The organism is Streptomyces marokkonensis (assembly GCF_008312835.1).
Lineage (GTDB): Bacteria > Actinomycetota > Actinomycetes > Streptomycetales > Streptomycetaceae > Streptomyces > Streptomyces marokkonensis_A.
This window is the reverse complement of record NZ_VSKS01000008.1, coordinates 69,832-86,435: the sequence shown is the minus strand read 5'-3', so window position 1 is coordinate 86,435 and position 16,604 is coordinate 69,832. Positions and strand designations below refer to the sequence as shown.

Genomic DNA, 16,604 nt, shown 5'->3' with positions numbered 1-16,604 from the left:
ATGACCACCGAGCCCTCGTCGCTGGAAGCCGTCCTGCCGCTGACCCCGCTGCAGGAAGGACTCCTCTTCCACGCGCAGTACGACGAGCAGGACGGCCCGGACGTCTACGTCATGCAGCTCGGCATGGACATCGACGGCCCGCTCGACGTCCCCGTCCTGCGCTCCGCCGCCCACGCCCTGCTCCAGCGGCACGGCAACCTGCGCGCGGGCTTCCGGGACGGCGGGGCGCGCCCCCTGCAGTTCGTCCCGAAGGAGGTCGACCTGCCCTGGCGGGAGACCGACCTGACCCACCTGCCCGAGGACGAGCGGGACGCGGCGCTGCGCGAGGTCACCGAGCGGGACCGGGCCGCCCGCTTCGACCTGCACCGCCCGCCCCTGCTGCGGTTCACCGTGGTGCGCACCGCGCCGCTGCGGCACCGGCTGCTGGTCACCAACCACCACATCCTGCTGGACGGCTGGTCGGCGCCGGTCCTGGTGCGCGAACTGTTCGAGCTGTACGCGGCGGGCGGTGACGCGTCCGCACTGCCGCCGGTGACGCCGTTCCGCTACCACCTGGGGTGGCTCGCCCGGCAGGACCGCGACGCCGCGGGCCGGGCCTGGCAGGAGGCGCTCGCCGGGCTCGACGGGCCGACCCGGCTGGCCGCCCTGCCCGACGACCGCTCCGCCTCGGTGCTGCCCAGCAGGGTGAGCGCCCGGCTGTCGCCCGGGACCACCGAGCGGCTCAACCGGCGCGTGCGCGAACTCGGCCTCACCCTCAACACCGTCGTGCACGCCGCCTGGGGCCTGCTGCTCGGCCGGCTGACCGACCGCACCGACGTCACCTTCGGCATGACCCTCGCCGGCCGGCCGCCGGAGATCCCCGGCGTGCACACCATGGTCGGCCTGTTCCTCAACACCGTGCCGGTACGGGTGCGCCTGCGCCGCGACGAGCCGCTGCTCGCGCTGTGCCGCCGGCTCCAGGACGAGCAGCGCGCCCTGATGGCCCACCAGTTCCTCGGCCTGGCGGAGATCCAGCGCACGGCCGGCCACGGCGACCTGTTCGACACCCTCACCGTGACGGAGAACTTCCCCGTCGACCCCGCCGCCCTCACCCTCCCCGGCGGGCTGTCGGTCGCCGGGACCTTCTCCACCGACGGCGCGCACTATCCGCTCGCCCTCATGGTCATCCCCGGCTCCTCGCTCGAACTGCGCTTCACCTACCGCGCCGACGCCTTCGACGAGGCCCGCGTCGAGGGCTGGAGCCGTGCGCTGACCGCCGTACTGGAGGCCTTCACCGCCGACCCGTCCCTCCCCGCGGGCGACGTCGACGTGCTGGACGCCGGCGCCCGCTCCCGGCTGCTGGACGAGTGGAGCCCGCCGCCCGTCCCCGCCGAGGCGCGCACCCTGCCCGAACTGCTGGCGCTGCGCGCCGCCGGGACACCCGACCGTCAGGCGCTGGTCTGTGGTGACCTCTCGCTGACCTACGCGGAACTCACCGACCGGGTGGAGCGGATCGCCGCCTGGCTGCGCGAGCGCGGGGTGCGCGAGGAGGAGCCCGTCGGCATCGCCATGGACCGCTCCGCCGAGTACGTCCTCGCCGTGCTCGGCGTGGTCCGCGCCGGTGCCGTGTACGTACCGCTCGACCACCGCTGGCCGCCCGCCCGGCGCGCGCACATCCTCGCCGACAGCGGGGTGAAGGTGATCCTGGAGCAGGGCGACCTGCCGGACCACCATCCCCTGCCCGAGGGCGGTGTGCCGATGCCGCCGGGCCCCGACCGGACCGCGTACATCATGTACACCTCCGGCTCGACCGGTCGGCCCAAGGGTGTCGCCGTCACCCACCGCGGCGTCGGCGACCTCGCCGCCGACAGCCGGTTCGCGAACGGCTCGCAGGAGCGGGTGCTGCTCCAGTCGGCCCACGCCTTCGACGCTTCCACGTACCAGATGTGGATCCCGCTGCTGAACGGCACCACCCTCGTCGTCGGCCCGCCCGGCGACCTGGACATCGCCACCATCGGACGGGTACTCGCCGGCGACCGGATCACCGCCACGCTGTTCACCACCGGCCTGTTCCGGCTGATCGCCGCCGAGGCGCCCGAGGTGCTCCGGCCGCTGCGCGAGGTGTGGACCGGTGGCGAGGCGCTGCCCGCCGCGTCCGTGCGCCAGGTCCTCGACGCCTGCCCGGACCTCACCGTGGTCAACGCCTACGGGCCGACCGAGGTCACCGTCATGGCCGCCGCGCACACCCTGCCGCCCGGCGAATCCGTGCCGGAGTCCGTGCCCATCGGCCGCCCCATGGACGGCAAGCGCGTCCTCGTGCTCGACAGCGGCCTGCGGCTGTGCCCGCCCGGCGTCGCGGGCGAGCTGTACGTGGCCGGCGTGGGACTGGCCCGCGGCTACGTCGGCCGGGCCGACCTGACCGCCGAGCGGTTCGTCGCCGACCCCTACGGCGGGCCCGGCACCCGGCTGTACCGCACCGGCGACGTGGTGCGCTGGCGCGAGGACGGCCTGCTGGAGTTCGTGGGCCGGAGCGACAACCAGGTGAAGCTGCGCGGCTTCCGCATCGAACCCGGCGAGATCGAGGCGGTACTGACCGGGCACCACGCCGTCGGCCAGGCCGCCGTCGTGGTCCGCGAGGACCGGCCCGGAGTGCGGCACCTGGTCGGCTACGCCGTCCCGGCCGCCGGCGCCCGCCTGGACACCGAGGACCTGCGCGCCTGGGCGGCCGAGCGGCTGCCCGAGTACATGGTGCCGCGGCCCCTGGTCGCGCTGGACGCGCTGCCGCTGACCACCAACGGCAAGCTGGACGTGCGGGCGCTGCCCGCGCCCGAGCACACCGAGGAGGACACCCGCGGCCCGCGCACCCCGCACGAGGAGCTGCTGTGCGGGCTGTTCGCCGAGGTGCTCGGCCTCGACACGGTCTCCGTGCACGACAACTTCTTCGAGCGGGGCGGGCACTCGCTGCTGGCCACCCGGCTGGTCAGCCGGGTCCGCTCGGTCCTCGGCGTCGAACTGCCCATCCGCCGCGTCTTCGAGGAACCCACCGTGGCCGCGCTCGCCGCCCGGCTCACCGACACCCCGGCGGCCGCCCGGCCCGCGCTGCGCCCGGCGGACCGACCGCAGCGGGTGCCGCTGTCCTTCGCCCAGCGCAGGCTGTGGTTCCTCAACCGCATGGAGGGACCGAGCGCCACCTACAACATCCCCTTCGCCGTACGGCTGACCGGCGACCTGGACACGGCCGCGCTGACCGCCGCGTTCAACGACGTCGTCGCCCGGCACGAGGCCCTGCGCACCGTGTTCCCGGACACCGACGGCGAGCCGTGGCAGCAGGTCCTGCCGGCCGGGCACGCCCTCGTGGACATCGAGGTCTCCGACGTCGCCGAGGCCGGGCTGCCCGCGGCCCTGCACGCGGCCGGCACGGCGGGCTTCGACCTCGCCGTCGACCTGCCGGTGCGCGCCTGGGTGTTCCGCCTCGCCCCCGACGAGCACGTGCTCTGCGCGGTCGTGCACCACATCGCCGGTGACGGCTGGTCCCAGGCGCCGCTGGTCCGCGACCTGTCGGCGGCCTACCGGGCCCGCCTGGAGGGCTCCGCGCCCGACTGGCGGCCGCTGCCGGTGCAGTACGCCGACTACGCCCTCTGGCAGCGCGAACTGCTCGGCGACGAGCGGGCCGACGACAGCACGGCCGCCGCCCAGCTCGCCTACTGGAGCGAGCGGCTCGCGGGCGCGCCGCAGGAGCTCGAACTGCCGGCGGACCGGCCCCGCCCGGCCGTCGCCGGCCACGGGGGCGGCGCCGTGCCGGTGCACATCGGCCCCGAACTGACCTCCGAGCTGCGCGCGTTGGCGGCGAAGACCGACACCACGCCGTTCATGGTGTTCCAGGCCGCGCTGGCCGCACTGCTGTCCAGGCTCGGCGCCGGCGACGACATCCCGATCGGCACCCCGGTCGCCGGCCGCACCGACGCCGCGGCCGACGACCTGATCGGCTTCTTCGTCAACACGCTGGTGCTGCGCACCGACGTCTCCGGCGACCCGGGCTTCGCCGAACTGCTGCGCCGGGCCCGCGCGGTGGCGCTGGAGGCGTACGCCCACCAGGACCTGCCGTTCGAGCGGCTGGTCGACCTGGTCGGCGCCGACCGCTCGCTGTCGCACAACCCGCTGTTCCAGGTGATCCTGGCCTACCAGAACAACGACCTGCGCGAGGTCGAGCTGCCCGGCCTCACGGTCACCCCGCACGAGATGCCGCTGCCGGTCGCCAAGGTCGACCTGGAACTCACCCTGGTCGAGGACACCGCGGGCGGCGGCATCTCCGGACTGCTGAACTATGCCACCGACCTGTTCGACCGGAACAGCGCGGAACGCATCGCCGCCCACCTGGTGGCGCTGCTGCGGGCCGCCGTCGCCGACCCCGCCCGCCCGGTGCGCACCCTGGAGATCCTGCCGCCCGCACAGCGGGCGCAACTGCTGACCGGCTGGAACGACACCCGCCGGCCGGTGCCCGCCGGCACCGTCCCGGAGCTGTTCGCCGCCCGGGCCGCCGCCCACCCCACCCGCCCGGCCGTCGTCGGCGAGACGGGCGAGCTCGACTACGCGACGCTGGCCGACCGGGTCAACCGGCTGGCCCGGCTGCTGATCGAGCACGGAGCGGGCCCGGAGGACCGGGTCGCGCTGGTCCTGCCGCGCTCCGTGGAACTCACCACCGCCCTGCTCGCGGTGACGACCGCCGGCGCCGCCTACGTGCCGGTCGACCCGAACCATCCCGCCGACCGCATCGAGTACATGCTCACCGACGGCGACCCGGTGCTCGTGGTCACCCTCACCGCTCTGGCCGACCGGCTCCCGGACCAGATCGCCGAGCCGGTGTTCCTGGACAGCCCCGACGTCGTCGGGGCACTCGCCCGGCTCTCCGGCGCCGAGGTCACCGACGCCGACCGGCGGGCCCCGCTCCTCACCGCCCATCCCGCCTACGTCATCTACACCTCCGGCTCCACCGGCCGCCCCAAGGGCGTCGTCGTCGGGCACCGCGGACTGGGCAGCCTGGCCGCCTGGCAGGCCGGGTACCTGGGCGTGACCGCCGACAGCCGGGTCGGGCAGTTCGCCGCGCCGAGCTTCGACGCCGCCGCCTGGGAGACGGTGATGGCGCTGCTCAACGGCGCCACCCTGGTCCTCGCCCCCGCCGACGGGCCGGTCCTCGGCGACGCCCTCACCGGCTTCCTGCGCGAGCGGGACGTCACCCACGCCACCCTCACCCCGACCGCCCTGTCCGGCGCCGACCCGGAGTCCGCGCCGGCCGGCCTGACCCTGGTGCTCGCCGGGGAGGCCGTCCCGCGCGACCTGGTGGCCCGCTGGGCGCCCGGCCGCCGGGTGATCAACGCCTACGGCCCCACCGAGACCACCGTGTGCGCCACGGCGTCCGCACCGGTCGACGGCTCCGCCACCCCGCCCATCGGCGGCCCCATCGCCAACACCCGCGTGTACGTCCTGGACGGCGCGCTGAACCTGTGTCCGGTCGGTGTCGCGGGCGAGCTGTACGTGGCGGGCGCCGGGCTGGCACGCGGTTATCTGCGCCGGCCCGGGCTGACGGCGGAGCGGTTCGTCGCCGACCCGTTCGGCGGGCCCGGCGAACGGCTGTACCGCACCGGTGACGTGGTGCGGTGGCGGGCCGACGGCGGTCTTGAGTTCGTCGGCCGCCGGGACAACCAGGTCAAGCTGCGCGGCTTCCGCATCGAACTCGGCGAGATCGAGGCGGCGGTGTCGGGCTGCCCCGGAGTGGACGCGGCGGCCGTGGTGGTCCGCGAGGACCGTCCCGGCGTACGGCAGCTGGTGGCGTACGTCGTGCCCGACGGCGACGCCGAGTGCGCCCCGGAGAGCGTGCGCGCCCGCACGGCCGAGCGGCTGCCGGAGTACATGGTGCCGCAGGCGGTCGTCGTCGTGGACGCGCTGCCGCTGACGGTGAACGGCAAGCTCGACCACGCGGCCCTGCCCGCGCCGGAGTTCGGCGGCGCCGACGGCGGCCGGGCGGTGGCCACCGACGCGGAGAAGATCGTCGCCGAGGCGTTCCGCGAGGTGCTGGGGCTGGCCGAGGTGGGCGCCGACGCCGGCTTCTTCGAACTCGGCGGCGACAGCATCGTCTCCATCAAGCTGGTCGGCGAGGTCCGCAAGGGCGGACTGGTCATCACGCCCCGGGACGTGTTCGAGCACAAGACGGTCGCCGGTCTCGCGGCGGTCGCCCGCAGCGTGGACGACCTGCCCGAGCAGGACCCGGACGCCGGCATCGGCGAGGTGCCGCTCACCCCCATGACCCACTGGCTGCGCGAACTCGGCGGCCGCACCGAGCGGTTCCACCAGTCGGTGCTGCTGCGGGTGCCCGCCGGTCTCGGCCTGCGGCCGCTCACCACGGCCGTGCGCACCGTCCTCGACCACCACGACGCGCTGCGCCTGACGCTGTCGGACACGGCGGGGGAGTGGTCGTACGAGGTCCGGCCGCGCGGAGCGGTGGACGCCGCGGGCTGCGTCACCCGGGTCGACGTCGCCGGGGCCGGGCCCGGGGAGCTGCGGGCCGCGATCGCGCGTCACGCCGAGCGGGCCGTCGGTGAACTGGCGCCCACGCGCGGCGAGATGGTGCGTGCGGTGTGGTTCGACGCCGGAGCGGACGCCCCGGGCCGGCTGCTGCTGGTCGCCCACCACCTGGTGGTCGACGGGGTGTCCTGGCGGATCCTGGTGCCCGACCTGGCCGCCGCCTGGCAGGCCGCCGCGTCCGGCACCGAGGCCGCGCTCGAACCGGTCGGCACCGCGTGGCGCCGGTGGGCGCAGTGGCTCGGCGAACTGGCCGCGCAGCCCGCCCGTGCCGCACAGGTCGCCTGGTGGGCGGACCAACTGCGCGACGAGGACATACCCGTGACCGCCGAGCGGCGCGACCCGGCCCTCGACACCATGGGCACCCAGAGCGCACTCGCCGTCACCCTGCCCGAGGACGTCACCGAGCGGCTGCTGACCGCCGTACCGGCCGCGGCGCGCTGCGGCGTGGAGGACGTGTTCCTGACCGCGTTCGCCCTCGCGGTCGCCGACTGGCGCAGACGGCGCGGACTCGGCGCCGGCACCGCCGTCCTGGTCGACGTCGAACGGCACGGCCGGCAGATACCGGCCGGCCACGACCTCGACGTCTCCCGCACCGTCGGCTGGTTCACCAGCCTCGCCCCGGTGCGCCTCGACCTCGGCCCGGTCTCCTGGGGCCAGGTGTTCACCAACCCCGGCGCCCTGCACAAGGCCCTCTCCCGGGTCAAGGAGACCCTGCGCGAGATGCCCGACGAGGGCGTCGGATACGGCCTGCTGCGCCACCTCAACCCGCGCACCCGCGACGAACTGGCCGCCTGCGGGCAGCCCCAGTTCGGCTTCAACTACCTGGGCCGCACGGCGGTCGCCGACGCGTCCGGCGGCGACGACTGGAGCATGTCGGCCGACGGCGAGGTGCTGCGCGAACTGGGCGGCGGCGACCCGGACATGCCGGCCCCGCACGCGGTCTCCCTCAACGTCGTCGTCGAGGACGGCCCGGCCGGGCCGCGCCTGGTCGCCAACTGGACCTGGCCGCGCCGCCTGCTGGTCCACGACGAGCTGCGCGCCCTGGCCGACGGCTGGTTCCGCGCGCTGACCGCGCTCGCCGAGCACGCCGCCGAGGAGCAGCCGACCGGCCTCACCCCCTCGGACCTGTCACTGATCGACCTCGAACTCGACGACCTCGGGGTGCTGGAAGCAGAGTGGAGGAAGACCCAGTGACCAGCAACGACCTCTTCGAGGACATCCTTCCCCTGGCACCACTGCAGGAAGGGATGCTCTTCCACGCCACCTACGACGAGGACGCCCTCGACGTCTACACCGTGCGGCTGGCCATCGACTTCGAGGGCCCCTTCGACCTGGACGTCTTCCGCGACGCGGTGCGCGCGCTGCTGGTCCGCCGCGGCAACCTGCGGGCCGGGTTCCTCTCGGAGAACCTGAGCCGGCCGGTCAGCGTCGTGCCGCGCGCCTTCGACACCCCCGTCGTCGTGCACGACCTGTCCGCGCTCGGCGAGCCGGAGCGCGCGGCGCGCCTGGCCGAACTGGACGCGGCCGAGCGGGCCGTGCGCTTCGACCTCACCAAGCCGCCGCTGCTGCGCTTCACCGTGGTGCGGCTGGCGGACCGCGGCTGGCGGCTGATGTTCGCCTGCCACCACATCCTGCTCGACGGCTGGTCCATGCCGATCGTGCTCGGCGAGCTGTTCGCGCTGTACGGCGCGCGCGGCGACGCCTCCGTCCTGCCGCCCGCCGCGCCCTTCAAGCTGTACCTGGCCTGGCTGCGCAGGCAGGACAAGGAGCAGGGCCTGAAGGCCTGGCGGTCCGCGCTCGACGGCCTGCCGGGCGCCACCCTGGTCGCCCCCGGCGCCGACGACACCCTCGAAGCGCTGCCGGGCCGCGTCGTCACCGACCTGCCGGCCGGGCCGAGCACGCGCCTGACCGCGCTCGCCCGCCGGCTCGGCATCACCGTCAACACCGCGGTGCAGACGGCCTGGGGCCTGCTGCTCGCCCGGCTCACCGGCCGCGACGACGTCGTCTTCGGCGCGACGGTCTCCGGACGCCCGCCGGAGCTCGACGGCGTCGAGACCATGGTGGGCCTGTTCATCAACACCGTGCCGGTGCGCATCCGGCTCGCGCCCGGCGAGACCCTGCGCGAGCTGCTGCTGCGGGTCCAGGACGAGCAGTCCGCCCTGCTGGACCACCACTACATCGGCCTGACCGAGGTGCAGCGCGCGGCAGGACACGGCCGCCTCTTCGACAGCCTCGTCGCCTTCGAGAGCTACCCGGTGGACGCGGACTCGCTCCAGTCGTCCATCGGCGACCTCACCGTGACCGGTGTGTCCGGCGACGACGCCACCCACTACCCGCTGACGCTGATCGTCGTACCCGGCGAGCGCGTCCAGCTCCGGCTCGGTCACCAGGGCGGCCTGTTCACCGCCCAGGCCGCCGGCGCCCTGCTGACCGAGCTGGAGCGGCTGCTGACGGCCGTCGCCGACGACGACTCCCGGCCGGTGACCGAGGTGCTGGCTTCGGTCACCGTGCCCGAAATGCGGCCGGCCGGCGCGGAGAGCGCCGGCGGCGACACGGGCGGCACGTCGGTGTCGGACCTGACCGTCGTCTCCGGCGGGGGACGGGCCCCGCGGACCCCGCACGAGGAAGTGCTCTGCGGACTGTTCGCCGAGGCGCTCGGCGTGCCCTCGGTCTCCATCGACGACAACTTCTTCGACCTGGGCGGCCACTCGCTGCTCGCCACCCGGCTGGTCAGCCGGGTCCGCAGCGTCTTCGACATCGAACTGCCCGTCCGCGCCCTGTTCGACGCGCAGACCGTGGCGGCGCTCGCCGAGCGCGTGACCCGCTCGTCGACGGGCGGCCGTCCGCCCGTGCGCGCGGCGGGGGAGCGCCCGGAACGGGTGCCGCTGTCGTTCGCGCAGCGGCGGCTGTGGTTCCTGGGCCGCATGGAGGGGCCGAGCGGCACGTACAACATCCCGCTGGCCGTGCGGCTGACGGGCACGCTGGACGTGCCCGCGCTGCGGTCCGCGCTGCGGGACGTCGTGGGGCGGCACGAGTCGCTGCGCACGGTGTTCCCGGACGTGGACGGGCAGCCCTGGCAGCGGGTCGTGCCGCTCGCCGAGGCGGACCTGCCGCTCGAGGTCGTGGAGGTGACCGAGGAGGGTCTGCGGGCGGCGCTGGGGTCGGCGGCCTCGGCCGGGTTCGACCTGGCGGTGGACCTGCCGGTGCGGGCGTCGCTGTTCCGCGTCTCGGAGACCGAGCACGTGCTGTGCGTCGTGGTGCACCACATCGCCGGTGACGGCTGGTCGCAGGCGCCGCTGGCGCGCGACCTGGGACTGGCCTACCGGGCGCGGCTCGCGGGCGCGGCGCCCGAGTGGGAGCCGCTGCCGGTGCAGTACGCGGACTACGCGCTGTGGCAGCGGGACGTGCTGGGCGGTGAGGAGGACGCCGACTCGCCGATCGCGGCGCAGCTGGCGTACTGGCGCGAGGCGCTTCAGGGGCTGCCGGACGAGCTGAGCCTCCCGGTGGACCGCGCCCGTCCGGCGGTGGCCTCGTACCGCGGCGGGACGGTCTCCGTCGACCTGGGCGCGCGGCTGCACCGGGACCTGGTGGGACTCGCGCGAGCGACGCGGTCGTCGCTGTTCATGGTGTTGCAGGCCGGTGTGGCGGGGCTGCTGTCCCGGCTGGGCGCGGGCCCGGACGTGCCGCTGGGCACGGCGATCGCGGGCCGTACGGACGCGGCGCTGGACGATCTGGTCGGGTTCTTCGTGAACACGCTGGTGCTGCGCACCGACGTCTCCGGCGACCCGGGGTTCCGGGAGCTGGTGGAGCGGGTCCGGGTGACGGACCTGGCGGCGTACGCCCATCAGGACCTGCCGTTCGAGCAGTTGGTGCACGCGGTGCAGCCCGCCCGGTCACTGGCCCGGCACCCGCTGTTCCAGGTGATGATCGTGCTGCAGAACAACGCGGTCGCCTCCCTGGACCTGCCGGGCCTGAGCGCCCGCCCGATCGACGGGGACATCGGCGCCGCGAAGTTCGACCTCGGCTTCAACTTCGTCGAGCGCAAGGACGACATGGGCGCGCCCGCCGGTGTCGAGGTGACGGTGGAGTACAGCGCCGACCTCTTCGACGAGGACACGGTCGCCGTCCTGGGCAGGCGCCTGGTGCGCATGCTCACCCTGGCCGTCGCCGACCCCGCCATGCCGCTGAGCGGTCTCGACCTGCTCGAACCGCGCGAGTGGCAGCAGTTGCTGACCGGCCGGCCCGGCATCGAGCAGGCCGACGGACCGGAGCACTCGGACACCCTCCCCGGGCTCTTCGCGGCCCGGACGGCGGCCGCCCCGGACCACCCGGCCGTCGTCGCCGAGGACGGCGAGCTGAGCTACGCCGAACTCGGCGAACGCTCCGCCCGCCTCGCCGCGCTGCTCGCCGACCGCGGTGTGCGCCGCGGCGACGTGGTCGCGGTCGCCGTGCCGCGCTCGGCCGCCCTGACCGTCGCGCACCTCGCGGTGCTGCGGGCCGGCGCCGTCTGCCTGCCGGTCCGGCCGGAGGACCCGCCCGGACGGATCGCCCGCGTCCTCGGCGAGGCAGCGCCCGCCGCCGTCCTCACCACGCGGGACACCGCGCCCTCACTGCCCGCGACGGTGACCGGGCCGGTCCTGGTCGACGACCCCCTGGCCGTGTCCGTGGAACCGGACCGCGAACTGCCCGGCCCGCTGCCCGACGCGCCCGCCTACCTCATCCGCACGCCCGGCGGGGAGAGTGTCCTCCTGCCGCACCGGGGCATCGTGAACCGGCTGCTGTGGATGCGCGACACCTGTGGCCTCGGCGCCGGCGACCGGGTGCTGCACAAGGCTCCCGAGGACCTCGACGTCTCCGTCTGGGAGCAGTTCGCCCCGCTGGCCGCCGGTGCCACCCAGGTGGTCGCCGGGCCCGGCAGCCACCGCGACCCGGTCCGCCTGGCCCGGCTGATCCACCGCGCCGGCGTGAACACGGCCCACTTCGCGCCGTCGGAGCTGGAGGTGTTCCTCGCCGAGCCGGAGGCCGCCCACTGCACCGGGCTGCGCCGCGTGCTGTGCGGCGGCGAGGCCCTGCCGGCCGGCCTGCCCGACCGGTTCCGGACGCTGTCGCCCGGGGCGGAACTGCGGGTGCTGCACGGCCCCACGGAGGCGTCGTTCGACGTCCTGGCCTGGGACGGCGCCACCGGCACGACCACCGCCCACCCGCCCGCCGGCCGGCCGGTCCGCAACACCCGGGTGTACGTCCTCGACGACCACCTCGCCCCGCTGCCCGCCGGCAGCGCCGGCGAACTCTACGTCGCCGGTGTGCAGGTGGCGCACGGCTACCTGAACCGGCCGGACCTGACGGCGGAGCGCTTCGTGGCCGACCCGTACGGTCCCCCCGGCTCCCGGCTGTTCCGCACCGGCGACCTGGCCCGCATCACCCGGGACGGCACGGTGGAACTCCTCGGCCGGACCGACGGCCGTGTCGCCGTCGGCGGCCGCCCGGTCGACCCGGGCGAGGTCGAGCGGGTCCTGACCGCCCACCCGGCCGTCGGCGCCGCACTGGTGACCGCCCGCCCGGGCCCCGCCGGCGCGACCGTGCTGGTCGCCCACCACGTCCCCGCCGACCCGGCGGCCCCGGCGGACGCCGGGACACTGCGCGCCCACGCCGCCGCGGCCCTGCCCGAGTACGCGGTCCCCGCCCACTACCTGGCACTGGACGCCTTCCCGCGCACCGCCGACGGCCGGATCGACCGCGCGGCCCTGCCCGAGCCCCACCGGAGCACGGCACGCGCCCCGCGCAACGACATCGAGCAGACCCTGTGCGGGCTCTTCGCCGACCTGCTCGGCAAGCCGGTCACCGGCATCGACGACAGCTTCTTCGACCTGGGCGGCCACTCGCTGCTCGCCACCCGTCTGGTCAGCCGGGTCCGCTCCACCTTCGGCATCGAGCTGCCGTTCCGCGACATCTTCGACGCGCAGACGGTGGCGGCGCTCGCCGAGCGGGTCGTCGCCTCGTCGGCGGGTGGCCGTCCGCCCGTGCGCGCGGTGGCGGACCGCCCGGAACGGGTGCCCCTGGCCTTCGCCCAGCGGCGGCTGTGGTTCCTGAACCGTATGGAGGGGCCGAGCGGCACCTACAACGTGCCGGTGGCGGTGCGGCTCTCCGGCGCGCTGGACGTGCCCGCGCTCACCGCCGCGTTCCACGACGTGGTCGCCCGGCACGAGGCGCTGCGCACCGTCTTCCCCGAGACCGACGGCGAACCGTGGCAGCGGGTCCTCCCGGCCGCGGAGGCCGTCGTGCCCGTCGAGGTCGTCGACGTGACCGAGGAGGGTCTGCGGACGGCGCTGGAAGCGGCGGCCTCGGCCGGGTTCGACCTGGCGGTGGACCTGCCGGTGCGGGCGTCGCTGTTCCGCGTCTCGGAGACCGAGCACGTGCTGTGCGTCGTGATGCACCACATCGCCGGTGACGGCTGGTCCCAGGCCCCCCTCGGACGCGACCTGGCCCTCGCCTACCGGGCGCGGCTCGCGGGCACGGCACCGGAGTGGGAGCCGCTGCCGGTGCAGTACGCGGACTACGCGCTGTGGCAGCGGGACGTGCTGGGCGGTGAGGAGGACGCCGACTCGCCGATCGCGGCGCAGCTGGCGTACTGGCGCGAGGCGCTTCAGGGGCTGCCGGACGAGCTGAGCCTCCCGGTGGACCGCGCCCGTCCGGCGGTGGCCTCGTACCGCGGCGGGACGGTCTCCGTCGAACTCGGCGCCGGACTCCACCGCGACCTGACCGGCCTGGCGAGCTCCACGCGATCGTCGCTGTTCATGGTGTTGCAGGCCGGTGTGGCGGGGCTGCTGTCCCGGCTGGGCGCGGGCCCGGACGTGCCGCTGGGCACGGCGATCGCGGGCCGTACGGACGCGGCGCTGGACGATCTGGTCGGGTTCTTCGTGAACACGCTGGTGCTGCGCACCGACGTCTCCGGCGATCCCGGGTTCCGGGAGCTGGTGGAGCGGGTCCGGGTGACGGACCTGGCGGCGTACGCCCATCAGGACCTGCCGTTCGAGCAGTTGGTGCACGCGGTGCAGCCCGCCCGGTCGCTCGCCCGGCACCCGCTGTTCCAGGTGATGATCGTGCTGCAGAACAACGCGGTCGCCACCCTCGACCTGCCGGGCCTGACCGCCCGCCCCGTCGACGGCGAGACCTCCGCGGCCAAGTTCGACCTCGGCTTCAACTTCGTCGAACGCACCGACCTCGACGGCGCCCCCGCCGGCATCGACGTCTCCCTCGAGTACAGCGCCGACCTGTTCGACGCCGGCACCGTCCGGCTCATCGGCGAACGCCTCGTCCGGCTGCTCACCGCCGCCGTGGCCGAGCCGGCGACCCCGCTCACCCGGATCGACATCCTCGACCCCGCCGAGCGCGAGCGGCTGGTCACCGGCTTCAACGACACCGCCCACGGCCTCGAACTGCCCCCCGCGACGGAGTCCGGCTTCGCGCCGGAGACCCTCGCCGGGCTCTTCGCCGCACAAGCGGCGAGCACCCCGGACCGGCCGGCGGTGACCGGCGAGGACGGCGAGCTGAGCTACGCCGCACTCGACGACCGCTCCTCCCGGCTGGCCGCGCTGCTCGCCGCCCGCGGCGTGCGCCGCGGCGACGTCGTCGCGGTCGCCGTGCCGCGCTCGGCCGCCCTGACCGTCGCCCTGCTCGCCGCGCTCAAGGCGGGTGCCGCCTATCTGCCGGTGGAGACCGACTATCCGGCCGAGCGGATCGCCTACGTCCTCGGCGACGCCCGCCCCGCCGTCCTGCTCACCACCTCTCAGGCGCTGCGCGCCCTGCCCGATGCCGTCAAGGGCACCGTCCGCTCCCTCGTCGTGCTGGACGACCTCGGCACCGACTGGGAACTGGCGGCCGTGTCCGCCGAGGAGACACGGGCGCTGCCAGGACCGCTGCCGGACTCGCCCGCCTACGTCATCTACACGTCCGGCTCGACCGGCCGCCCCAAGGGCGTCGTCGTCCCCCACAGGGGCATCGTCAACCGCCTGCTGTGGATGCAGGACGCCTACCGCATCGGCTCCGGCGACCGCGTGCTGCAGAAGACCCCGTCCGGATTCGACGTCTCCGTCTGGGAGTTCTTCTGGCCGCTGGTGACCGGCTCGGTCCAGGTCGCCGCGCGGCCCGGGGGCCACCGGGACCCCGCCTACCTCGCCCGCCTCATCCAGGAGGCGGCCATCACCACGGTCCACTTCGTGCCGTCGATGCTGGAGGTGTTCCTCGCCGAGCCCGAGGCCGCCCGCTGCACCGGCCTGCGCCGCGTGCTGTGCAGCGGCGAGGCCCTGCCCGCCGGTCTGCGCGACCGGTTCCGGGCCCTGCTCGGCGGAGTGGAACTGCACAACCTCTACGGGCCGACCGAGGCGTCCGTCGACGTCACCGCCTGGGACTGCGCCGCCCGGCCGGACAGCGCGAACGTCCCGATCGGCAGGCCCGTCTGGAACACCCGGACCCATGTGCTGGACGCCGCGCTCGGCCCGGTCCCGGCCGGCAGCAGCGGCGAACTCTACCTCGGCGGCGTGCAGCTGGCGCACGGCTACCTCGGCCGGCCGGACCTGACGGCGGAGCGGTTCGTGGCCGACCCGTACGGCCCGCCCGGCTCCCGGCTCTACCGCACCGGGGACCTGGCCCGGATCACCCGGGACGGAGTGATCGAGTACCTCGGCCGCACCGACGACCAGGTGAAGATCCGCGGGCAGCGCATCGAGCTCGGCGAGATCGAGCACGCGCTCACCCGGCACGCCCGGGTCGGCAGCGCCGTGGTGACCGCGCTCCGGGACCCCTCGGGCGACACCCGCCTCGCGGCGTACGTCACCGCGGCCGACCCGGCCGCCCCCGTCGGCCCGGAGGAGCTGCGCGACCACCTCGCCGCCCTGCTGCCCGACCACATGGTGCCCGTGCACTACGCCGTCATCGACACCGTGCCGGTCACCCCGAACGGCAAGGTCGACAAGAAGGCCCTCCCGGCCCCGCGCCTGCTCGACCGCCGGCCCGGCCGGGGCCCGCGCGACGCGACCGAGGCGGCGCTGTGCGAGATCTTCGCCGGGCTCCTCGGCCACGACACGGTCCACATCGACGACAACTTCTTCGACCTCGGCGGCCATTCGCTGCTCGCGACCAAGCTCATCAGCCGGGTCCGCGACCGGCTCGGCGCGGAGCTGTCGGTGGTGTCGGTCTTCGAGGCACCGACGGTGGCGGCCCTCGCCGGCCGCCTCGGCCAGGACACCACGGCCGGGCCGACCGCCCCGCTGCTGACCCTGCGCCCCGGCACGGACACCCCGCTGTTCTGCGTCCACCCGCTCGGCGGACTCAGCTGGCCGTACGCGTCCCTCGCCGAGCACCTGCCCGCGGAGGTCGCCCTGTACGGCCTCCAGGCGGTCGGACTCGACGGCGACGGCCCGCTCCCCGGCACGCTCCAGGAGATGGCGGACGACTACGTGGCCCGCGTCCGCGCGGTCCAGCCCGAGGGCCCCTACCGGCTCCTCGGCTGGTCGCTGGGCGGCCGCATCGCCCACGCGATGACGGCCCGCCTGGAGGCCGACGGGCAGGAGGTGGAGCTGCTCGCCCTGCTGGACGCCTACCCCAACACCGAGGCCGACCCCGAGGCGCGGTTCTCGGAACGGGAGTTCCTCGACGGCGTCCTCGCCGCCGCCGGTCTCGAAGCGGCCGACGTCGACGGCCCGGTCGACGCCGACTCGGTCATGGCGGCGGTGCGCTCCGCCGGGAAGGACCTGGCCGGCCTGACCGCCGACCAGCTGCGGCGGCTGCAGCACGTGATGGCCAACAGCTTCCGCATCGACGGTGCCGCGCCCACCGGGCGCTGCCGGGCCGGCGCGGTGCTGTTCGCCGCGACCGTCGACCCGGTCGGCGACCCCGGCCACTGGCACGACCACGTCGGCGGGGACCTGGAGGTCCACTCCGTCGCCGCCTCCCACAACGACCTGATGCGGCCCGAGCCGCTCGCCGAGATGGGGGCGGTGCTGGCGAAGAAGCTGGCCCCCGCCGCTCGCGCGGACCACGCCTGACCC

Annotated in this window: 2 protein-coding genes; both read left to right on the top strand. The window is 75.3% G+C overall.

Annotation, left to right across the window (positions count from 1 at the left end):
* Positions 1–7,752 (top strand): non-ribosomal peptide synthetase, encoded by a 7,752-nt coding sequence (locus F1615_RS15895; RefSeq protein ID WP_149549638.1) that lies wholly within the window; start codon positions 1–3, stop codon positions 7,750–7,752.
* On the top strand, positions 7,749–16,601 hold the full coding sequence (locus tag F1615_RS15890) for a non-ribosomal peptide synthetase (protein WP_149549637.1): 8,853 nt from the start codon (positions 7,749–7,751) through the stop codon (positions 16,599–16,601). The genes F1615_RS15895 and F1615_RS15890 overlap by 4 nt, the downstream gene beginning before the upstream one ends.
* Positions 16,602–16,604: the final 3 nt, after the last annotated feature.

What these genes read in the sequence shown, in the direction of transcription:
- F1615_RS15895 (WP_149549638.1), top strand. Translation starts at nt 1, where the DNA reads ATGACCACCGAGCCCTCGTCGCTGGAAGCCGTCCTGCCGCTGACCCCG.